The sequence below is a fragment of the Paenibacillus pseudetheri genome (genome assembly GCF_924513355.1).
Lineage (GTDB): Bacteria > Bacillota > Bacilli > Paenibacillales > Paenibacillaceae > Paenibacillus_AQ > Paenibacillus_AQ pseudetheri.
In genome coordinates this window covers 111,098-132,871 of record NZ_CAKMAB010000006.1, presented here as the reverse complement: position 1 = coordinate 132,871, position 21,774 = coordinate 111,098, and the positions used below count along the sequence as shown (strand labels likewise).

20 protein-coding genes and 1 riboswitch are annotated in these 21,774 nt (G+C 45.8%); of the genes, 11 read left to right on the top strand and 9 right to left on the bottom strand.

Annotated features, from left to right (window positions below; genetic code table 11):
* Window positions 1-321 precede the first annotated feature (321 nt).
* Window positions 322-930, top strand: a complete 609-nt coding sequence (locus tag L1028_RS07655) for an RNA polymerase sigma factor (protein WP_234532741.1) — start codon at window positions 322-324, stop codon at window positions 928-930.
* On the top strand, window positions 891-1,859 hold the full coding sequence (locus L1028_RS07650) for a hypothetical protein (protein ID WP_234532739.1): 969 nt from the start codon (window positions 891-893) through the stop codon (window positions 1,857-1,859). Before L1028_RS07655 ends, L1028_RS07650 begins: the two co-directional genes overlap by 40 nt.
* Before the next feature lie 404 nt (window positions 1,860-2,263).
* Here the strand turns inward: L1028_RS07650 and odhB are convergent, their stop codons facing one another.
* Together odhB and L1028_RS07640 are read right to left on the bottom strand one after the other, a co-directional pair.
* Window positions 2,264-3,541, bottom strand: coding sequence for a 2-oxoglutarate dehydrogenase complex dihydrolipoyllysine-residue succinyltransferase (gene odhB, locus L1028_RS07645; RefSeq protein ID WP_234532737.1), 1,278 nt, complete (start codon window positions 3,539-3,541; stop codon window positions 2,264-2,266).
* 52 nt (window positions 3,542-3,593) lie between these two features.
* The gene (locus tag L1028_RS07640; RefSeq protein WP_234532735.1) at window positions 3,594-6,461 is read right to left on the bottom strand and encodes a 2-oxoglutarate dehydrogenase E1 component; all 2,868 of its coding nucleotides are present in this window, start codon (window positions 6,459-6,461) and stop codon (window positions 3,594-3,596) included.
* Between the two features lie 470 nt (window positions 6,462-6,931).
* Window positions 6,932-7,016: riboswitch (cyclic di-GMP riboswitch) on the top strand.
* Between the two features lie 27 nt (window positions 7,017-7,043).
* Here L1028_RS07640 and L1028_RS07635 point away from each other — a divergent pair.
* Entirely contained in the window at window positions 7,044-7,199 is a 156-nt protein-coding gene (locus tag L1028_RS07635) for an anti-repressor SinI family protein (protein WP_231573373.1), read from the top strand.
* A gap of 208 nt (window positions 7,200-7,407) precedes the next feature.
* Here the strand turns inward: L1028_RS07635 and L1028_RS07630 are convergent, their stop codons facing one another.
* From L1028_RS07630 to L1028_RS07600, 7 genes are all read right to left on the bottom strand, one after another.
* Complete coding sequence (locus tag L1028_RS07630) at window positions 7,408-7,737, bottom strand: helix-turn-helix domain-containing protein (protein ID WP_042131791.1); 330 nt, start codon at window positions 7,735-7,737, stop codon at window positions 7,408-7,410.
* 159 nt (window positions 7,738-7,896) lie between these two features.
* The gene (locus tag L1028_RS07625; protein WP_234532733.1) at window positions 7,897-8,499 is read right to left on the bottom strand and encodes a TasA family protein; all 603 of its coding nucleotides are present in this window, start codon (window positions 8,497-8,499) and stop codon (window positions 7,897-7,899) included.
* A gap of 84 nt (window positions 8,500-8,583) precedes the next feature.
* Window positions 8,584-9,171: a signal peptidase I SipW gene (sipW, locus tag L1028_RS07620; RefSeq protein WP_234532731.1), complete on the bottom strand. Its 588-nt coding sequence runs from the start codon at window positions 9,169-9,171 to the stop codon at window positions 8,584-8,586.
* Between the two features lies 1 nt (window position 9,172).
* Entirely contained in the window at window positions 9,173-10,357 is a 1,185-nt protein-coding gene (locus L1028_RS07615) for a hypothetical protein (RefSeq protein WP_234532730.1), read from the bottom strand.
* A gap of 379 nt (window positions 10,358-10,736) precedes the next feature.
* The gene (locus tag L1028_RS07610) at window positions 10,737-11,714 is read right to left on the bottom strand and encodes an aldo/keto reductase (RefSeq protein WP_234532729.1); all 978 of its coding nucleotides are present in this window, start codon (window positions 11,712-11,714) and stop codon (window positions 10,737-10,739) included.
* 118 nt (window positions 11,715-11,832) lie between these two features.
* A complete protein-coding gene (locus L1028_RS07605; RefSeq protein ID WP_234532728.1) occupies window positions 11,833-12,396 on the bottom strand; it encodes a PadR family transcriptional regulator in 564 nt (187 codons plus the stop codon).
* A 5-nt stretch (window positions 12,397-12,401) separates the two neighbouring features.
* Window positions 12,402-13,922 carry an MDR family MFS transporter gene (locus L1028_RS07600; protein WP_234532727.1) on the bottom strand — a complete coding sequence of 507 codons (1,521 nt, stop codon included), beginning with the start codon at window positions 13,920-13,922 and terminating at the stop codon, window positions 12,402-12,404.
* Window positions 13,923-14,299: 377 nt separating this feature from the next.
* On the opposite strand from L1028_RS07600, the gene L1028_RS07595 reads away from it, so the two are divergent.
* The 8 genes from L1028_RS07595 (at window position 14,300) to L1028_RS07560 (ending at window position 21,774) form a co-directional block, all read left to right on the top strand.
* Window positions 14,300-14,572: a metal-sensitive transcriptional regulator gene (locus tag L1028_RS07595; RefSeq protein WP_231573462.1), complete on the top strand. Its 273-nt coding sequence runs from the start codon at window positions 14,300-14,302 to the stop codon at window positions 14,570-14,572.
* A 53-nt stretch (window positions 14,573-14,625) separates the two neighbouring features.
* Window positions 14,626-14,826, top strand: coding sequence for a copper chaperone CopZ (gene copZ / locus L1028_RS07590; protein WP_042184300.1), 201 nt, complete (start codon window positions 14,626-14,628; stop codon window positions 14,824-14,826).
* A 114-nt stretch (window positions 14,827-14,940) separates the two neighbouring features.
* On the top strand, window positions 14,941-17,403 hold the full coding sequence (locus tag L1028_RS07585; RefSeq protein WP_234532726.1) for a heavy metal translocating P-type ATPase: 2,463 nt from the start codon (window positions 14,941-14,943) through the stop codon (window positions 17,401-17,403).
* A 31-nt stretch (window positions 17,404-17,434) separates the two neighbouring features.
* Window positions 17,435-18,187, top strand: a complete 753-nt coding sequence (nfsA, locus tag L1028_RS07580) for an oxygen-insensitive NADPH nitroreductase (RefSeq protein ID WP_279306840.1) — start codon at window positions 17,435-17,437, stop codon at window positions 18,185-18,187.
* A gap of 183 nt (window positions 18,188-18,370) precedes the next feature.
* The gene (locus tag L1028_RS07575) at window positions 18,371-19,279 is read left to right on the top strand and encodes an ABC transporter ATP-binding protein (protein ID WP_234532725.1); all 909 of its coding nucleotides are present in this window, start codon (window positions 18,371-18,373) and stop codon (window positions 19,277-19,279) included.
* Window positions 19,280-19,281: 2 nt separating this feature from the next.
* Window positions 19,282-20,016, top strand: coding sequence for an ABC transporter permease (locus L1028_RS07570; protein WP_234532724.1), 735 nt, complete (start codon window positions 19,282-19,284; stop codon window positions 20,014-20,016).
* A 4-nt stretch (window positions 20,017-20,020) separates the two neighbouring features.
* The gene (locus L1028_RS07565) at window positions 20,021-21,175 is read left to right on the top strand and encodes a sensor histidine kinase (protein WP_234532723.1); all 1,155 of its coding nucleotides are present in this window, start codon (window positions 20,021-20,023) and stop codon (window positions 21,173-21,175) included.
* Window positions 21,172-21,774, top strand: a complete 603-nt coding sequence (locus L1028_RS07560) for a response regulator transcription factor (RefSeq protein WP_042184310.1) — start codon at window positions 21,172-21,174, stop codon at window positions 21,772-21,774. Before L1028_RS07565 ends, L1028_RS07560 begins: the two co-directional genes overlap by 4 nt.

Genomic DNA, 21,774 nt, shown 5'->3' with positions numbered 1-21,774 from the left:
ACTAAATTAAATAAAGACGTACAAACTGACAACGGTTGTACGTCTTTTTTCTATTGGCGGCAGTAGTCCGTGGAGCGTGTGAAACAAAAAAATTAAGGTGATCTGAATTCAGGATGAATTACTCATTGGAGAATATTACAGAAACACGGACCGTATTGCAGCTATTATTGATTTTTGGCTTATTTTTCTAGGGTTACGGACTGTATAGCTCTTATTAGTCTCTGCATGTGTATAATTGGAGTGAATTTGGGAGAATCGTTCGGTTTACATAGGCACTTTTTTCACTGCCCAAGTGTTATAGAAGATATAAAGGTTAAGGAGGTGCTTACATCGCCACAGGATTCGCTAGACCCAAAGGAGCTGGAAGGGTTAATCATTAGTATTCAAAAGGGGAATATCGAACGGTATGCTTTTATCGTTAGAGCTTTCCAAACGCCAATCTACCGCTATTGCTATCGTTTATTAGAAAATAAGCAGGATGCGGAGGACGCAGTTCAGGATATTTTGGTAAAAGGCTATCAATCTGTCCATCAATACAAGTCACAAATGCATTTCTCGGCATGGCTTTATCGAATCGCGTATCATCATTGCTTAAACCTGCTGCGCAGACGGTGTTTGCAAAAGCGAGTCATGAGTATCTTCAAGCCTGAATTTATGTCTGCAAGTCCTGAACAAGAGCTGGATGATCGGTTGTTTAATCCCTCATTGTCAGCCGCTTTAGCGCAGTTGTCGCTGGAAGAGAGGAATATGCTTATTCTGCGGGTGTTCGAGGAAAAAACTTATGCGGAGATAAGCGAATTTCTTGGGGTCAGTCCCAATGCACTGACGAAGAGAATGAACCGGATCAAGCGGAAGGTGCAGGAAGCTATGAAATTGGAGGAGGAGATCAGATGGAACGAACCACAATCAGCGATGAATACCAGGATATAATTTATGCCTCAGCCGGTAATGAACTTCTGGGTGAGATCGATGTAGAAGAGAAGGTTATGGGACATATCCGTGGCATATCAGATCGAAAGCAATCGTTCTCGCTCTCGCTGAAGACGATGAATAAAACAACGGCAATTGCCAGTATGTTAGCCTTGTTCCTGATGATCTCAGTGACAGCTTATGCTGCATCGGAATATATACAGATCCGCAATAGTGAAGGCGTAGTAAAGGTTCATCATGTTGCGCCGAATGAATCTGCAGGAGTAGCCTCCTATGATAAGTATGCACAGAAAGTAGATGCTTTCGCTAAACCGGGAGAACTGATCGCTTATCTTGTGAACAATAATGCAAGCGCAGCAGGTTTGGCAACCGAATTGCAATTTAAGTATAAAGAGCAGCGGATAGGCGCATATTCTGATTTCTTGAAGGAAATCAAGCGGACAGGGGCGCCGACACTCCCTGCATTGGCATCAGGGTATGCTTTTAAATATGGGGTTATAAACCCTAATCATCCGACTACGGATGCGGATAAGAAAAGTTCTCTATATCAGGAGACGCTACAAGTTCTTACTGCCGGGGCAAACAAAGATAAGGGAAGTAGTAATTTATTTATGAAGGCTATACCTTGGTCGGAACCAGGCTGGATCAGTGCAATTTATTCCAAGAATAATGCTTTTATAGGTATCTCTGCCACGATCATGCATGGCGGGAAAGTGTTCGTGGAGCAAGAACCTGAGAATCAAGCTGATAAGATTATGGTGGCTGGCACAGAAGTGATCTACAACAAAGTAGTGAAGGAAGAGGTCAGCTACGATTATCTGAATTGGTATAAAGAGAAGCAGGATGCGTATTATACACTCAGCAGCTACGGAGATAAGATTTTGAGTAAGGAGCAATTTTTACTGTTGGCTGGGGAGCTGTTGAAGTAGATTCTTGTCGTTTTTGTAGATGCATGTGCTAAGTTAGTTGTACTATGTACAATTAAAGTTAACTAATATCTTTATATAAGCCCTGTAGTTGTATTTAATACAGCTATTACTAGTTAGATTAGTGGAAATAAACGTTTTTACGGATTTTAGTTGTAGAGAATGCAATTAAGGAAGAGGATATGGGAGATCAGAAATAAATAAGTGTATAAAATACAGTTAGATCATATGTAAGGTAGGAAGCATTCCCGACAACGCCGGACTTTCTAACCTAGGGATTCATGATTCACCTTGTACTTATGAAATACTTCTTCTCAAAAGTTGATTCAGATATAAAAGAAGGTATCCCTAATGCGAAGCTTTAGGGATACCTTCTTTATATTCTTAAGTCGAAAGACCGATCAGGATTAGCCTTCTAACAGCAGTGCTTCTGGATCTTCCAGCAATTCCTTCACTTTGACGAGGAAGCTTACCGCTTCAGAGCCGTCAACGATCCGGTGATCGTATGAAAGGGCGATATACATCATTGGACGGTTAACGGTTCTTTCTTCGTCCAGCGCGATTGGACGCAATTGAATCTTATGCATCCCTAGAATACCTACTTGAGGGGTATTCAGAATCGGGGTGGATAATAGGGAACCGAATACACCACCGTTGGTGATAGTGAACGTACCGCCTTGAAGCTCGGAGAGACTAAGTGTATTAGCGCGTGCCTTGGAAGCGAGTTCGCCAATCTGACGTTCGATTTCCGGGAAGCTGAGGCGATCTGCGTCACGGACAACCGGAACCACCAGACCTTCCTTAGCTGCAACGGCAATACCGATATCGTAAAATTTCTTAACGACCAGATCTTCACCGTCAATCTCGGCGTTCAGCAGCGGGTAGGTCTTCAGCGCACCGATCACGGCTTTGGTGAAGAAGGACATGAAGCCTAGTCCTACTTCATGCTTCTCTTTAAAAGCATCCTTACGGCGCTTGCGGATGTCGAGGATCGCTGTCATGTCCACCTCGTTGAAGGTGGTCAGCATGGCAGCGGTCTGCTGCGCTTCTACCAAGCGGCTGGCAATCGTGAGCCGTCTGCGCGACATGCGCTTGCGCTCTACGTTCTTGCCGTCCTCCGGCGCGGCTTTGCCCGCTGCCGGCTTCGCTGGCTCCGGCTTGGCTTGCGCCGCCGGAGCTACCGGTGCAGCGGCCTGTGGCGCTGCTGCACCATGACCCGACACATCGGCCTGACCAATCCGGCCGATAGGATCACGGGCGCTAACATCGCCGAGGTCGATGCCGCGCTCCCGTGCGAGCTTGCGTGCGCCCGGCGATGCCAGTGCAGCGGGGCTTTCGCCACCCGCTACAGCGACTTCGGGCGCTGCTACAGGTGCCGCGGCTGCAACGCTGCCGCTTGCCGGTGCCGCTTCAGGCGCTTTGCTCTCAGCGGCCTGCGGTGCACTGCCGCTAGCGGCTCCAATGATACCGATGGCTTCGCCAACGGCTACGTTCTCGCCCGCTTGACGTAGGATGGAGGAGATGACACCCTCCACCTCCGCACTAATTTCCAAATTGACTTTATCCGTCTCTAACTCAGCAAGCACATCACCTTGACCTACCGTGTCGCCTTCTTTAACCAGCCATTTGTAGATGGTTCCTTCGGATATAGATTCTCCCAGATCGGGTACTAAGATTTCTGACACAGGCCGTTACCTCCCCAAACATAATGGTTTACGCTATTGTGATACCGTCCTCTTAAGAGGACGGTACAGCTGTTTGTACTTGTGAATTTGCTTTTAGGGCCTCTGAAACAATTCTACGCTGTTCAAAGCTATGAACATCTGCATAACCACTCGCAGGACTGGAACGTTCAGGCCGTCCGATATATCTTACGCCAGTGTTTTGCGGTGCGATGGCGCGTAACCGAGGTTCGGTATAGCTCCATCCGCCCATATTCTTCGGCTCTTCTTGCACCCAGACAATTTCCTGAAGGGATGTGAAGGAGCTTAAGTGGGCACTCAGTTCAAGTTCTGGGAACGGATAGAGTTGCTCTAGGCGAAGTACATGTAGCCATGACCAATCTTTGTCTGAAGCAGCTTCTAGCTCTGTTTGGATGTCGATAGCTACTTTACCGCTGCAGACTACTAGACGTTTGACCTCACCTGGTTTCTGGCCTAGCAGGGGCTCTGCCAACACAGGCTGGAATTGTCCGGAGGCGAGCTCGGTTCCGGCAGATGTGCTGCGCGGATTACGAATGAGGCTCTTCGGCGTCATAATCACCAGTGGTTTAGCGTCTTCCTGTCCACATAAAGCAGCTTGGCGTCGCAAGACATGGAAATATTGAGAAGCAGTGGTCAGGTTGGCAACGGTCCAGTTCTCTTCCGCGGATAACTGTAGGAAGCGTTCCAACCTACCACTGGAATGCTCGGGTCCCTGTCCCTCGTAGCCATGCGGTAACATGACGACGAGATTGCTGCGCTGCGTCCATTTCGCACGTCCGGCGGCAATGAACTGATCAAATATAACCTGACCTGCATTGGCGAAGTCGCCATATTGTGCTTCCCAGATGACGAAAGTTTCTGGTGCGAACACATTATAACCATACTCAAAGCCTAGCACAGAAGCTTCAGATAGCGGACTGTTATATACGCCAAAGGAAGCGCGAGAATTACTTAGCTGATGAAGTGGAGAGAATAATTCTCCTGTCTTGCTGTCGTGCAGCACCAGATGGCGGTGTGCGAAGGTGCCGCGCTGTGCATCCTGACCGCTAAGTCGAATTGGCGTTCCATCCTTCAGAATGGTTGCGAAGGCGAGAGACTCAGCGAGTGCCCAGTCGATCTTTTCACCCTCATTCAGCGCATCCTTGCGACGCTGTAGAATACGCTCCAGTTTCGGATAGACCTGGAATCCATCAGGTACGGTCAGTAGCTCACGATTAATCTCTTGCAGACTGGAGATCGGTACGGCTGTAGTGCCTGCCGCTGAGCGCTCTGTTTGAAGAGGAATGAAGGCTTTAGGTTCTTTTTTCTTGTGATTGCCTTCTTTCATACTATCGTACGCACGTTGCAATACGCCTTCTGTTTCAACGTGCATCTTTTGTACATCTTCAGCTGTAAGGATTTTTTCACGCTGTAGCCGCTCCGCATACACCTTGTAAACGGTTGGATGATTACGTACCTTACCGTATACGATAGGTTGTGTAGTTTCAGGATCATCCATTTCGTTATGTCCATGACGACGGTAGCCGATGAGATCAATAACGAAATCCTTTTTGAATTGATTGCGATATGCGCTAGCTAAACGAACAGCTGATATACAGGCCTCAGGATCATCTGCATTGACATGGATAATTGGAATTTCATATCCTTTGGCGATGTCACTCGCATAATGCGTTGAACGGGAGTCTTCACTTTCTGTCGTAAAGCCGATCCGGTTATTAACAATGATATGGATCGTTCCACCATTCTGATAACCTTGAAGTTTGCCAATATTAAGTGTTTCTGCAACAATCCCTTCACCTGGAAAAGCTGCATCGCCATGCATCAGTACCGCCATAGCTTTACTGGTATCAATCTTCGGCAATCCGGCTGTGCTCCGATCTTCTTGAGCAGCACGAGTGAAGCCTTCCACGACAGGATTGACGAATTCCAAGTGACTTGGGTTATTCGCTAGTGTTATTCTTGTGCGTACGGTTTCTCCTTCACGGACAGCGCGGTCTGCACCGAGATGGTATTTCACATCACCCGTCCAGCCATAGTTAATGCCTGTAGAGCCTTCGGAAGGGAAGAGCTCCTTGTTCGGAGAATGATGAAACTCTGAAAATATAATATCATAAGGTTTGCCCAAAATATGTGCAAGAACATTGAGGCGACCACGATGCGCCATGCCCATCAGAATATGCTCTGCGCCGTCATGCGCAGCAGCGCGTACGATTTCATCCAGCATCGGTACGAGAGCGTCATTGCCTTCCAAGCTGAAACGCTTCTGACCCACAAAGGTTTTGTGGAGGAAGGTTTCGAATTGCTCTACTTGAATCAGGCGATTTAGTAGCTCCTTACGTTCTGCATTATTTAAAGGCGCTGGTGAGCTTGTTGATTCTGCCTGTCTGTTCAACCATTTCAGTTCTTGTTCTTCATGCACATGCCCGAATTCATAGGCGATTGTCTTGGTGTAAGCCTGACGCATACGCTGAACTGCATCCCATCCGGTATGCACATCATTTGGCGCATTCTCCCAAATGAGCGTGGCAGGTAGTGCGATCAAATCCTCACGAGTCAGCTCGTAGGTTTCGAGTTCGAGATATTTAGCCATGGGATTGTGATCGCGCTCAAGCGGATCAATATCAGCGGCCATATGGCCATATATACGAATATTAGCGATTAGCTTGGAAGCTCTTACTGCCTTTCTAAGCCATTCGGTGTCTCCCGAGATGCGAGGCTGAGGAGCCGGTTCGCTATCCAGTGTTAGGGGTGGGGGACCCGAATTTGTAAAAAGCTCGCGATAATTATTCTCTACGGTGGAAGGATCTTTCACAAACTGTTCATATCTTTCTTGAATGTAGCCTAAATTGGGTCCGTAATACTTACTCCAAATGGATTCGTTATAGGGCTCTTTGGCTGCCATGAATACATCCTCCTTAACGGATGAACTCCATACGTGACATTTTGTGTCAACGCTTACTGGAGCTGTGATGATTGCGGTTTCATTTCTCATCTTATTGTGCTACTTTCCACACGTGTAATCAATTCATTCTTTCGTCCAATACGTTCGCAAAATGGTATGGGTTAGCTTGTTCTAATGAAAAGAACGCTGTTTCTTCTCATTACCCATTCCTAAGGCCTACTAAAATGATTCTAATATCCTTATTTTTAACTAATAGGGAAGGAAGCATCATTATATTGGCTTAATTAATTTTAGAATAGGACGAGTATCGTGTTAATAGGACAAGATATCGCACAAAAGAGCTTCTATTTTTTGTTTTTTAATGGAAAAACTAATCAGAAATCGACACACTTTTCCACTTTAGTATAGTATAATGTTATTGCAGTTAGCGATTTTCATATATTTCAAAGTAGATCCTTTCGTGTAAAGGGTCCAGTAAAAGGTAAACCTGCCGAAAGGCAGGGGCACAAAGTCGCGGGTCTAAGGTAGAAATACTATGACAGCCGGATTGCCTGGGGACGTAAAATCTTAGGAGGAGATTTTTTGGACAAGTCCAACCAGGGAAGCAACAGAGAACAGCAGGTCATTGATCTAGACGTTGAGTGGGTACATTTATTATTAGCAGCTAAGAAGGCTGGCATAAAGGCAGATGAAATTCGTCGATTCTTCCATGAGAAGACTGTGCAAGCCGTGCAGTAATACATTTAGTGCGTTATATTTTGAAAAAGGGCACAGCGATAAACTCGCTGTGCTCTTTTGCGGTATAAATCAAAGTGTAATTTTCACACCGTATATGATTATTGTATTCTGCAAGAATTCAAACGCCTTCGCAGTCCATGTTAGGAGGGCGAAGGCGCTTATGTTTGATAGTATGAGTAGAAGAGGATCTTATCAGGTCGGGTGCATATTAATCCTTCTGATCAAGGCGCCATTTCTGGTAGTCCAGAAACTCCTTGAATTCGCGTTTGCTTATGCCTGAGGCCATAGCTTCCTGCACCAATCGGAACCATTCCGAATCTAAAGGTGATTCCTCAGCATCATTAGGTTCTCCATAGAGCAAAGCGTGGATAGATACCTGAAGCGCGTCGGCGATCTTTTCGATAAACTGGATTGAAGGATTGGATTGGATGTTTCTCTCCACATTGCTAAGATACGACTTAGCAACATCCGCTCTGTCCGCAAGCTCAGATAGGGACAAACCCTTTTCTAGGCGGAGATGCTGGATACGTTGGCCCATATTTTGTGGCACTATGCTGACGCCCCTCCGTAATTTTTGTTATTAGTATAGCAAATATCAATAAATTCGACAAAGTTTATTGTAAAGAGAAAAGCAGCATCTGCTTATCCGCTTTCCGGAATAAGAATCTGCTGCTCTTCGAATGGAAGACTTATTAGATTAGTAGTCAGTTCCTCTGGCTTGTTTAGCAAAGAAGTCCCAAGTCAGTGTCAACACATCTTTTTGGAAAATGTTCTGATCTTTACCGTCATCTACAAATTCGAACTTAACGGTGAAGCTATCAGATGTACCTGCTTTAATACCGGATGCTTCATTGCCTATGAACGGTAATTTTTCTACGAGATCAGGTGTTGAATTTTGCAAATCAGCTAGTGTTGTTTCATAAACTACAATATCCGGAATAATGTTACCGCTCTTATCCTTATTTTGCAGGAATTTAACTTTAATGAATTTACCTAAATCAACACCATTGTTGTTACCACCTACGTCATTAACGGAGTATTTTGTTTTGAGAACAATAGAGCCGATATCGATGTTACCATCATTATTCAGTTTGAAATCTCTTTTGATAGTATCACCTGGTTTCAATTTATCCATATTAACGATAACAGAAGGGTCAGAGTTCAAATCCAGTGTACCAGCTGCGAATGTAGAGGTACTTGTTGCAGTGTCGCTAAAGTAAGCGAAAGTTCCTCCACCAATCAATGATAAACCCAGTGCTGCAGATGCTACGCCAAGACCCAATGTTTTTTTGATACCCATAATTAAAATTCCTCCTCGGTTTTTGTGGTTAAATTTTATATATTGTAACTTCCGGTTCGTAAGCGGAAGCGGACAATCAACGAATTACTGTATTTCGGTTGGGGGTGGAGAGGCAGGCAGTATGGCTGCATTTTTCTTTTCGAGAGCAGCTACAGCCTTCCATGATGAATACAGGGCATAGAGCAGGAGCATCAAGCCTGGTACGATCATGAGCACGACACTTCCGGCTTTGGAAACCGCGAAATTCATAGCGTAACCTACGTAAGGTACGGTGACCCCTGTATACTCAGCTACAACATTCGTGGAACTGGTAGGGTTCATATCAGGTGCATCATTGTTATCGCCTTTCGTACGATACATGGCTTCACCAGTAGCTTTGTTCATTGTTGCTTCTACAACACGGTGAGTAATGAGCAGGTTTTCTTCATTTCTAAAGGTGATAACATCGCCCTTTTCGAAACGATTCATATCTCCTCCCGGTTTTAAAGCGACAATCGATCCGGTCTGAATCCCTGGTTCCATCGAACCTGAGAGTACCGATTTGATCTGGTATCCGAAGAAGGCAGGTTCACCGCCGGAGGCCTTTGATAAAACTACGGCTACCACCAGCAGAATGAATATCACAAGCATGATGCTCGATAATGTATTGTTGATCATTTTTTTAATCCGCATATTATTCTCCACCTTTGTCTTGTTGAGGGGCCGTAGGAGCTGGTGTTGCTGCCGGTGTGGAAGGGGTTGTATCTTCCGCCTTTGGCGTCTCCTGAGGAACCTTTTGCTGTGGTACATCTTGTGGAATCGTCGGCTCTTCACCAATTTCCGGATCGACCGGGTTAATGGCTGGGGCTTCAGGTTGCTCTTGATTTATGTTCTCTGGAGCAGCTTCACCTGTCGGTGGAGTCACTTCTGTTTTTGCTTTCTCTTCAGCTTCAGCTTTCGCTTTGTCCTCGGCTTCTTGCTTTTCTTTTTTCGCAAGTGCCAAACGTTCCTCTTCTTTCTTCGCTTGTTCCAGCGCCTCTAGTCGGGCTTTCTCGAGCGCTTCCAATTGTTGTTCACGGGTTTGGCTGATCAATTGGAGCTGACTCTGAAGATTACTGATTCCTGAAGTAGCCGATTCTTTAAGACCATTCATTTCAGTATTGAGATTTTCATAAGTGGAGGTAAGTTCGCTAGAGATATTGCCGGCCGGCTGACTAAATGGAATCAGGAAAGGTAACGGCTGCTGAAACGCCTCATTGCGTAACTCGGGTTGTCCATATACATCACTGGTCACTACCGAAGCTAATGGAAGGCCGATGTCATGTATGGAGTTTAGGTATTGGATGACTCCATTTAAGGAAGCATTCAAGGATTCAGAGATTACGCCACTTTGATTCAGACTACTTTGCAGCTCTGTGAAGAATTGTTCATCCTTGATTTCTAGACAGTTTGAATCTAGAGAGGTCATATATCCTCCAATCTGGAATAAGACGGCTGCTGCTGCGTTCAGCTCACTATTGATTTCGTTCCAAATTTGGCTGTTGGTGGCTAGTTGCTCATTCACGCCATCGATTTGAGATTGAAGCGCAGAGATTTGCGAGGAAATCTCTTGTGCTGCGACATCAAGCTCATCCAGCCTCATGCCTTCTATTCCCGAAACGTCTGAGAGACTGCCTGAAGGGGTATAGCTTTGCAGCGATCCTTTTAAAGTAGTAGCTCTTTCGATATGATCTTTGAGTTCTGTTAAAAGATCCTTGATCGAGTTTGGAAATACTTCGCAAAAGCTAATTGTGCTAGTGGTTTGCGTAGTAGCTCCAAAACCACCATAGGTACTACCCACTTGCTGCGAGGTAGTTAGAAACAAAACGGAGACAGCCATTCCTGATTGCAGAACACGTAATCCGATTTGCCTCTTTCGTTTAGGTCTTCTTTTTGCTGATCTGGGTCTCAGAGGAATACCTCCCCTCAATGTCTTGAATTTCTTTGGTTCGTTATTATTGTTCTTTATTAAGAACAACTTCTGTAATGAATAATACATGGAATAAATTGAAAAGAAAACTGTCAATAAGTCCCGTTTGTGCTCTATAAAGAACAATAATGTTAATGTATCTCTATTTATCTCCATTTTTCGCTTGATATCTATTTTTATTCTCAATAGAGAACGATATATAAGAGGCGACTGTATTAAAAATAGCCTAATCATGCGAGAGGCATGATTAGGCTATTAAGAATTCTTGCGAGTTTAATTGTGGGCTCTGTTAGGGAAGACGAGTACCACGTGAACTAACATATAGGTCATACCATTCTTTTCGAGTAAGCTCCAGCTTGTCCGCATCGGCGCAGGCAGCGATACGCTGGGGATTCACAGTCCCAATCACAGGCTGAATAGCTGCCGGATGTGTCATTAGCCAGGATAGCACTATGGCTTCGGGTGTTGTTCCTTTTTCATCTGCAAGTTGTTTGACCATGGCAGCTGTCTGGACGATATTCTCTGGTTGATCCTCTAATGAACGTCCGCTAAATAAGCCTTGTGCGAGTGGGCCCCAAGCTTGAAGCTGAATGTTCTCCATTCGACAATGTTCAAGGGTTCCTTCGGGAAAGGTAATATCCTTCCAAGGTTCACGGTTTACACTGATTCCAGCATCGACCCAGCTGAGCTTGGCTAGGCTCATGTGTAGCTGGTTTACGATAAAGGGTTCATCGCAATAGGCTTGCAGCATTTTGATCTGCGCTGCGCTCATATTGGAGACGCCGAAATGACGAACTTTACCTGTTGCCTTTAATTGATGCAAAGCAGAAGCTACTTCCTCCGGATCCATTAGGGGGTCAGGCCGATGGAGCAGCAGAATATCAATATATTCCGTTCCTAGTCGCGACAATATTCCATCTACACTGCTTAGAATATGCTGGCTTGAGAAATCAAAGACATTAGAGCTGTCTCCAGGCTCCATTAGCTTAATACCGCACTTCGATTGAATAATGATTTCTTCTCTGAGCCCTGGGCGTTCTTTAAAGATCTGACCGAATACCTTCTCGGCTTTACCACGGGTATAAATATCTGCGTGATCAAACATATTGATACCAATAGATAGTGCAGCGTCGACGGCCGCATGTCCTTGCTTAACATTCTCGGCGGTAATCGGTTCATGATCCCAGCCCCCACCAAATCCCATACAACCTAGAGCAATACGGCTGGCTGGTATACCGCGCTTGTTTAAAGGCAGCGTTCTCAACAATGTGATTCCTCCTAGGAAAATATGATTGCGTACACGTACATATTGTACACGCTTAGATTCTAGTATGATATTTATTGTCTCTGAAAAAGCGGAAAAAAGAGTAGAGGTCCTAAGGACTCTACTCTGTATTAAGTGGTGTTCCAATGTCATTCAACTTGCGTGCTACAACATCATCATAGAGACGTTGCAGGCATTTTAATTCAATAAGGGTGTGTTCATAGGTGCCGTACATGAGATGAAGGGCGGAACGAGGAACAATAGGAATATGTTCTTCATATACCTGATAAGCCAGATTCACCTGATGTTCGGTTTCCCGAATACGTTCTTCGAGCAGCTTCTCCACCTTGTTTTGATCAACATGACGGGACATGGCTAGAGCCATATACATCGGATGATAGAAGGGCTCGTTCTTTTTAATTTGCTGTAGAATTAACTGCTCGAATAAATTTTTACCTTGCTCAGTAATACCGTAAATGGTTTTGTCTGGGCGATCACTGCTGCTAATCACCTCTAAAGCTTCTATATAGCCATCTTGTGCAAGTTTATCGACAGCGTAGTAGAGAGACCCAAGCTGGAGCTTTGTAATCCGGTCCATGGAGCGTTCTTTCATGACTATTGTAATTTCATAGGGATGCATATTCCGTTCAAGCAATAGTCCGAGAATAGCCAATTTCATCGACATAATCGTTACCTTTTACCCTCGGACGCCTGAGCAGTTTTACCCGGAATGGTGAGGCGGTCTTTTGGCATAAGCAGCACAAAGACTAAACCAAGGACGGCAGGAATCAAAGCCCACATAAAGGTATGTGCGATAGAAGAGGACAGTGCACTAGATATTTTCTCTAAAATTTCAGGTGGGATTTTGGCTCTTGCTTCAGGTGTCAGGGCTGCCCGTGGATCGCCGAAGGCTGCTGACTGCTCACTTCCGCCAAAAGCTTCGCTAATGCCGCTAGTGAAGTTGTTACGCTGAATAATACCGAAGATCGTAATCCCCAGCGTCATCCCAAGCGAGCGCATAAAGGTACTTGTTGAAGTTGCCGAACCGCGTTGGCGCATATCGAAGTTATGGATAGCTGCCATGCTTAGCACGGAGAAGGAAAAGCCCACGCCGAACCCAGTCAAGGCCATGAATACATTAAGCATGAGACGGGAGGTATCTGGTGATAAAGTGCTTAGACTGTAGACACCTGCTACAAAACAGACTGCGGATAGGATCATAATGTTGCGGAAGCTGGTTTTGGTTGTAAGTAGCCCACCGGTCTGACTGCCCACGACCGTACCGATCATCATCGGCATGAGGATCAGTCCAGAGTTCGTAGCGGAGCCGCCAAATACGCCCTGTACAAAGATAGGAATGTAGATGGTGGCTACGATAAAGGCAGAGCCATAGAACAAGGCTGTCACACTACTTGTTGCAAACAACCGTTTACTGAACATCGCGAACGAGATAACAGGTTCAGCCGCCACTCTCTCAATGAGGATGAATGCCAGCAAGAGTACAGCGAAGCCGGCGAATAAGCCGAGAATGACACTAGAATCCCAAGCATATTGATTGCCTCCCAGTTCTAGCGCAAACATTAGGCAGATAATAGCGCCGACGAGAGTGAAGGCTCCGCCCCAGTCGATGCGCTGTTTAGCGTGAGAGATCGATTCTTTGTAAGAAGTTGCGATCAGAAAAAGCGCAATAATTCCGAGCGGGAGGTTAATGTAAAATACCCACTGCCAGCCTACATAGTCGGTAATATATGCACCCAATAATGGTCCGAGTACACTGGAGATTCCGAAAACGGCACCGAACAGGCCGGTCAGCTTTCCTCTTTTTTCAGGAGGGTAAATGTCGAAAACGATGGTGAAGGCGATAGGCATTAGTGCACCGCCGCCGATTCCTTGAATAGCCCGGTAAATACTGAGTTGTGTAATACTGGTTGCAGTACCGCACAGTGCTGAGCCAATCAGGAATACAATCAGTCCGAACATGAAGAAACGTTTACGTCCATACATATCCGAGAGCTTGCCGAAGATAGGGGTCCCAGCCATTACCATGACCATATAGGCCGAAGTGACCCATACGATTTTGTCCAGACCGCCAAGGTCGGAAACAATGGTTCCCATAGCTGAAGCTACAATGGTATTGTCCATCGCGGACATCAGAATACCGAGCAGCAGGCCGATAACTACGAGTTTAAGATTACTTTCTTTAGTATGCATGCTTCGCAGGCTCCTTTTTCTAATAGTGATAAATCCGTTCAAAAAATGTTCATAGGTTAGAAGCAAAATTCATTATATTCAAATTTGAATAGGGTAGCAATAGTTTTTTTCAAATATAAGAAGTATAAGTTTCACACCATACTATATGTCTTATATTTCTCGCTTAAACGCTTACCGTCCTTATAAGGACACCGAAGGCGGTTATGCTTAAAAAAATGGGATTTGGGGGATAGGAAATAAAGAACGCCTCTTGACATACCCTACGGGGGTATATTATATTATTGGCAAGGAGGCTGATTCTTATGTCTACTAGTAAGCAAGAACAAACTGAGAAATCCTGTGAAGCTGACTGTCATTCTTCAGCATCTGGAGAACGAATGAGTCATCATTCGACAGATTTCAAAAATGGTTTGAATACTCGCCTCAACCGGATTGAAGGCCAGATCCGCGGGATAAAGGGTATGATAGAGCGCGATACTTATTGTGACGATGTGCTCAATCAGCTCGCAGCGGTTCAAGCGGCACTAAACGGTGTTGGTAAGATGCTGCTGGAAGGGCACATGAAGAGTTGTATTATTGAACGAATCGAAGCCGGTGAACATGAGGTTATCGATGAGCTGCTAATTACGGTTAACAAATTAATGAAATAATAAGCTAATGCTCCTTGAGCATGGCTTCATAACATTTACTGGAGGTAATAATAATGTCGAACGCTACATTAAACGTTGAAGGAATGTCTTGTGGTCACTGTGTCAACTCTGTAGAGAAAGCTGTAGGTAATCTTGGAGCTACTGCTAAAGTGGATCTTGCTGCTAAAAAAGTTTCCGTTGAGTATGATGAGAACAAGGTGAGCCTTGGAGCTATTAAAGAAGCTATTGAAGAGCAAGGGTATGATGTAGTTTAATTTGAAGCACGGTAATAAGGCTTGGAGCTGTTATGGGGATGCCATAAGCTCCAATGCCTTTTCTTTTTATAGAAATTATCATACTCTATAGGGGTATGAGGAGGCTTTGGAATCATGGATAAGTTAAAAAAGACAGCTTCACCGAATGAACAGCAAGCGACCGTACAGATTACAGGCATGACCTGTTCTGCTTGTGCAGCTCGAATTGAGAAAGGTTTGTCCCGGATGGAGGGTGTTTCTCGCGCAAATGTAAATTTAGCCTTGGAACAAGCCACTGTCGGATTCGATCCTTCTGTATCAGGGTTACCACAAATTGAAGATAAAATCCGCGCTCTTGGTTATGATACCGTCAAAGAGACCGCGGATTTTGATATATCAGGCATGACCTGCGCTGCATGCTCGGCGCGGATCGAAAAAGTGTTGAGTCGTACGCCAGGGATCGCAGCAGTGAATGTGAATTTAGCGCTGGAAACGGCACATGTAGAATATACTCCCGGTAATATTAGTCCGAGAGAGATCATGGAGAAGGTAAGCAATATCGGATATAAAGCTACCCTTAAAGAAGACCGCAAGGATCATGTGGATCGTCGTGTACAGGAAATTCAGCATAAGAAGTGGAAGTGGATCATTTCTGCTATTCTTTCTTTCCCATTGTTATGGGCGATGGCAGGTCATTTCTCATTCACAAGCTGGATTCCAACACCGGAGATATTTATGAATCCTTGGTTACAGCTTGTTCTGGCGACTCCCGTACAGTTTATCATCGGCTGGCAGTTCTACGTAGGCGCGTATAAAGCACTTCGTAACGGGAGTGCCAATATGGATGTGTTAGTCGTACTGGGGACATCAGCAGCGTATTTCTACAGTCTTTATCTGACGATTGATTCATTAAGTATGAAGGGAATGAATCATACCGTAGAAATGTATTATGAGACGAGTGCTGTACTCATCACGCTCATTCTCGTCGGTAAATGGTTCGAGGCGCTAGCGAAAGGACGTTCCTCTGACGCCATTAAGAGCTTAATGGGGCTTCAGGCAAAGACGGCCCTCGTGATCCGCGATGGCAAAGAAATGAATATCTCGACCGATGAAGTGATTCCCGGCGATATTGTATTGGTGAAGCCCGGAACAAAGGTGCCTGTGGATGGCGAGGTAGTAGAGGGTTCCTCTTCTGTGGACGAGTCTATGTTGACCGGAGAAAGTATTCCTGTAGAGAAAAAACCCGGAGATACCGTTATCGGTGCTACATTAAATAAGAATGGGATCTTAAGAATCAAAGCCAACAAAGTAGGAAGAGACACTGCACTCGCTCAAATTATTAGAGTAGTGGAGGAGGCCCAAGGTTCCAAAGCGCCGATCCAGCGGATCGCGGATGTCATCTCAGGGATTTTTGTACCGATTGTTGTAGGAATTGCGGTGATCACTTTCTTAGTCTGGTACTTCTGGGCAGCACCTGGTCAGTTCGCCGATGCCCTTGAAAAAGCCATTGCGGTGCTCGTAATCGCATGTCCTTGTGCGTTAGGTCTTGCAACGCCGACCTCCATTATGGCGGGATCGGGCCGCGCTGCGGAGCTTGGTATCCTGTTCAAGGGTGGTGAACATTTAGAAGGCGCACAAGGGATTAAGATCGTGGTTTTGGATAAGACAGGTACGGTTACAAATGGTAAACCCGTGCTGACTGATATCGTGACTACCACTGGAATTGCCGCATATGGTAAAGAAAGTGCGGAGAATCGTCTATTAGCTTTAACTGCGGCAGCCGAGAAATTATCAGAGCATCCGCTTGCGGAAGCCATCGTAGCAGGAGCTGCTGACAGAGGATTGATCTTACCCACCGCTGAACAGTTTGATAATTTACCTGGACGGGGGATTATGGCTGTTATCTCCGATCAACAAGTTAGGGTGGGTACACGACGTATGATGGAAGATCATCAATTGGACATTACAGAGTGGACCCCAGTCATGAAGAGACTGGAAGAGGCAGGAAAGACAGCTATGCTTGTAGCGGTGGACGATGAAATTGCCGGGATTGTCGCTGTGGCGGATACGATTAAGCCAACCTCAAAAGCAGCTGTAGCGGCACTTCATGAGATGGGCATAGAGGTCGTTATGATTACAGGTGATAATAAAATCACCGCAGAAGCTATTGCGAAGCAAGCAGGTATTCGAAAAGTGTTAGCAGAGGTTCTACCGGAAGGCAAAGCGGAGGAAGTTCGTAAGCTGCAGCGGAATGGGACAAAGGTAGCTATGGTTGGAGATGGCATCAATGATGCTCCTGCACTGGCTACTGCAGATACGGGCATGGCAATCGGTACAGGTACGGATGTAGCTATGGAGGCTGCAGATATTACGCTGATGCGGGGAGATCTGAAGAGCATACCCGATGCCATTATGATGAGCCGTAAAACGATGAGTAATATTAAGCAGAATTTGTTCTGGGCACTTGCATACAATACAATAGGTATACCGATTGCTGCACTCGGATTTCTAGCTCCATGGTTAGCTGGAGCTGCGATGGCATTCAGTTCTGTGTCCGTCGTCTTGAATGCACTTCGTTTGCAGCGGGTAAAGCTGTAAGAGAAACCTAACTATGTAAGGAGTGGCCGCTGTGCAAGAAAACAACGAGACAATATCTCTATTAATGAACCATGCATCTGTCCGCAAGTATCAGGATAAGCCAGTAAGTGAAGAGCAGCTTGCAGCTATTATTGAAGCAGGCCAAATGGCTTCGACTTCCAGCAGTGTACAAGCCTATAGTGTTATTGCAGTGACTGACCCGGCTCTAAAAGCAGAGCTTGCCGGATTAGCGGGTAATCAGGCTTATATAGAACAATGCCCAGTCTTCTTGGTCTGGTGCGCGGATCTATATCGGCTGCGTGAGGTGACAAAACCTCATTTGCAGGGAGAGACATCGTATGAAGATTCTGCGGAAAACCTTATTGTAGCTACCGTTGATGTTGCACTTGCCGCTCAGAATGCTGCTGTGGCTGCGGAATCGCTTGGGCTCGGAATTGTTTATATCGGCGGAATTCGTAACCAGATCACGGAGGTTTCTGAGCTGCTTGGACTGCCCGAATTGGTCTACCCGATATTTGGAATGTGTGTAGGCTATCCTGATGGAGCCTTAAGCCTGCGTCCGCGTCTGCCATTAGAGGCTGTTCTACATCGCAATCGCTACAATGCCGAAACCACAGTGGAGCAGGTCAAGACTTACGATAAAGTCTCTTCAGACTATATGCGTGAGCGGACTCATGGTGCCAAGGATACACCTTGGTCTGTGATTATGGCAGAACGGTTGGCACAGCCAGCGCGATTGCATATGAAGGAATTCCTTCTCGGAAAAGGATTCTTCAAGAGGTAATCTAGTATTTTCGCTTAAAGAGGTTGCCCTATTCGTAGTTAAAACTACGGATAGGGCAGCTTCTTTTTTTGTGAAGGTGACAGTTGTCATCTTAAAGAAATGACAGTCCATACTAATGTCAGGTCTCCTTTTTCCATATGATTGAAATAGATCAAACGCATTCGGAATCGGAGGGGTTACGAAATGGACAGTGTTATTGAGATGAATGAAGTTAGCAAATTATATAAGGATAAGAAAGCAGTAGATAACATCAGCTTCAACATTGCCAAGGGTTCGATTACAGCTATTCTTGGACCGAACGGAGCAGGCAAAACAACGGCATTGGGAATGTTATTGGGGCTATTAGAGCCCACTGAAGGTTCAGTGAAAATCTTCGGACAACATCCAAAAGAAAAAATGGTACGTGAAAAGACAGGTGCGATGCTGCAAGAAGTAAGTGTGATGGATCGGCTGAAGGTTCGGGAGATCATTGCTCTGATCCGTAGCTATTATCCACAGCCGATGGATATGGAGTTTCTAATTAAAGCTACGGGGCTTGCGCCAGCGGATTTGAATAGATACGCCGAGAAGCTCTCGGGCGGTCAAAAGCGTAGTCTAGGCTTCGCGCTGGCCCTGGCGGGTGATCCAGAGCTGATCTTTTTTGATGAACCTACGGTTGGACTTGATATTACTTCCCGGCGGCGGTTCTGGGATACGGTTCGTGGACTTGCGGAGCAGGGCAAGACGATTGTGTTCACGACACATTACTTACAGGAAGCAGAAGATATCGCGGATCGTATTCTATTATTCAGCAAGGGCCATTTAGTTGCAGACGGAAGTCCAGATGAGATTAAATCGCGGATTGTGAAGCGTTCGCTGTCCTTCCTGCCAGTAGGTGATCGATCTGTATTGCGCAAAAGTCTGCTGGAACTAACTGCTATTGAAGATTGTTATGAAAAAGAAGGTCGGATTCATGTGACGACAGACGATACGGATGAGGCGCTGCGAGCGATTTTTATTACTGGACTTCCCGTGAAGGATGTTCGGATTGATCAGGGACGTCTGGATGACGCTTTTGAGCAATTGACCATGAACCAAGAGGAGGCTGTCTAACGATGAGACTAATTACTATACAGTGTAAAGCCGAGATGCTGCGGATCATCCGTAATCCTTATTACGTGTTCTGGTCCTTGCTCATGCCTATTATGTTCTACTTCATCTTCACCCGAGTGGTTAATACAGGTAACGATGACCCGACGTGGCGCGCTCATTACTTAATGTCGATGGCAACCTTTAGTGTAATGGGCTCTGCGATCATGACGCTTGGCATCCGTTTAGTGCAAGAACGAACACAAGGCTGGACCACCTTTATTCGGATTACCCCGCTACCGGGTTCTGTTTATTTCTTTGGAAAAATGTTCGGGCAAACGATGATGCACCTATTCTCGGTCATTTGTATTTTTGCCGCAGGATATTTTATCAATGGCGTTTCCTTAACAGCGGGTCAATGGGTGCTTAGCGGGCTATGGATTCTGATCGGTTCCCTTCCATTTTTGGCGATTGGTACGCTTGTGGGTGCTATGAAACGGGTGGATACGGCTAGTGGAGTCAGTAACGTGATTTATATGGCGCTTGCTGTAGCGGGGGGCATGTGGATGCCGATTGAGATTTTGCCGCGTTTAATGCAGAAGATTGGTCATTGGTTACCTTCTTATAATTATGGAAATGGGGCGTGGGAGATTGTACGCGGCTCAGCCCCTCATTGGAGTAATGTCTTGATTTTGCTCGGATATTTGGTAGTTTTTATGTTACTATCGGTTTATATTCGAAAAAAACAGGAAGCGGTGTAAAGTAATGACCGAGCGTGGACAGTTCCAGTTATTTCCGAAAAGTCAGGGATTTTTCCCTTATGTATGGGCTGTCTATCTGGTTTTGCCCATCCTGAATTTGCGCGGGGAGACTGGAGTGAAGCTCATTCTAGGTGGGATTATGATAGCGGTGTTTGCCATCAGCTATCGCCAGCTGTATTGGGTTCGGGGTGGCGTGTTTTATGTTTGGTTAACGACTCAAATGGTGATCATCGTGGTGCTTAGCTTGTTCTATACGCCCTTTAATCTGTATATGGGCTTTTTCACCGTGAATTTTATAGCTTATTATACGGAGAATAAAGGGTTTAAAATTGCATTTACTTCTTTTGTTGTCATGGTACTTTCGGTGCTGGTCTTAGTAGGCCGTGAGTTGGAATGGGTTAGTATTATGTTCTTAATCCCGTTTATCGTTATTATGCTGATTATGCCATTCGGCGTAAGATCCATGCATCAACATCAGAAGCTGGAGAAAGAGCTAGATCAAGCTAATGAGGTGATTAAAGAGTTGGTGAAGCGTGAGGAACGCATGAGAATCGCTCGTGATTTGCATGATACCCTCGGGCATACGCTGTCCTTGATTACATTAAAAAGCCAACTCGTAGAGAAGCTGGTGACCAAAAATACGGAGCGAGCCCAAGAGGAGGCGCGGGAAATTCAGCGTACTTCGCGGGCTGCGCTCCGTCAGGTGCGCGAGCTAGTGTCGGAAATGCGTGCGATCTCAGTAGCAGAAGAACTGGCAGAAACCGGGGAAATGCTGCGCACGGCGGAGATTGCCTTGGAAGTGGAAGGGGATATCTCGCTAGAGGGCGTGTCCGATCTGACGCAAAATATTCTCAGCCTCTGTATCAAAGAAGCGGTGACTAACATTGTGAAGCATAGTAGAGCGGATAAATGCTTCATCGGGGTGGCAAAGACCGCCGGAGAAGTTCGCGTTACCGTTAAAGATAACGGAATTGGCCTCCAGAACGGTGAGAGATGTAATGGTGAGCTTAGTGATGGAAATGGTATGAAAGGGATGGCAGAACGTCTATCCCTGATTGATGGCTCTCTGTCGCTAAGCTCAGAAGAAGGTCAGGGAACTACGCTGATCGTTATGATCCCTCTAATCGTTAAGGAAGCAACAGGAGGTGAGAGTGCATGATAACCATCGTTATAGCGGAGGATCAACGTCTGCTTCGGGGAGCGATGGCATCCCTGCTGGATCTTGAGGATGATATCGAAGTCGTTGGAGAGGCCTGTGATGGAGCTGAGGCGTTAGCTTTAATCGACAGGCTTCAGCCGGATGTATGTCTCATGGACATTGAAATGCCGTTCAAGAGCGGGCTGGAGGTTGCAGAAATATTGCGGAGTAAAGGTTGTCCGACTCGAATTATCATCTTGACTACCTTTGCCCGTCCGGGCTATTTCGAGCGTGGAGTGAAGGCTGGTATACAAGGGTATTTGTTGAAGGACGAGCCTGTAGATAAGCTGGCTGAATCTATTCGCCGTGTAATGGCTGGACATCGGGAGGTATCCCCCGAGTTAGTTTTTGGTAGCTTGCGGGAAGAAAATCCACTAACAGCACGGGAGCGAGAGATCTTAAAGCTGGCTGGTGAAGGGCAAACGGCGGCGGAGATCGCTTTTTCGCTACACCTTTCTTATGGAACTGTTCGCAATTATATTTCTGAAATACTCAATAAGCTGGAAGTGAAAAGTCGAATTGAGGCGGTACGACTGGCAGAGGAAAAAGGCTGGATTTGA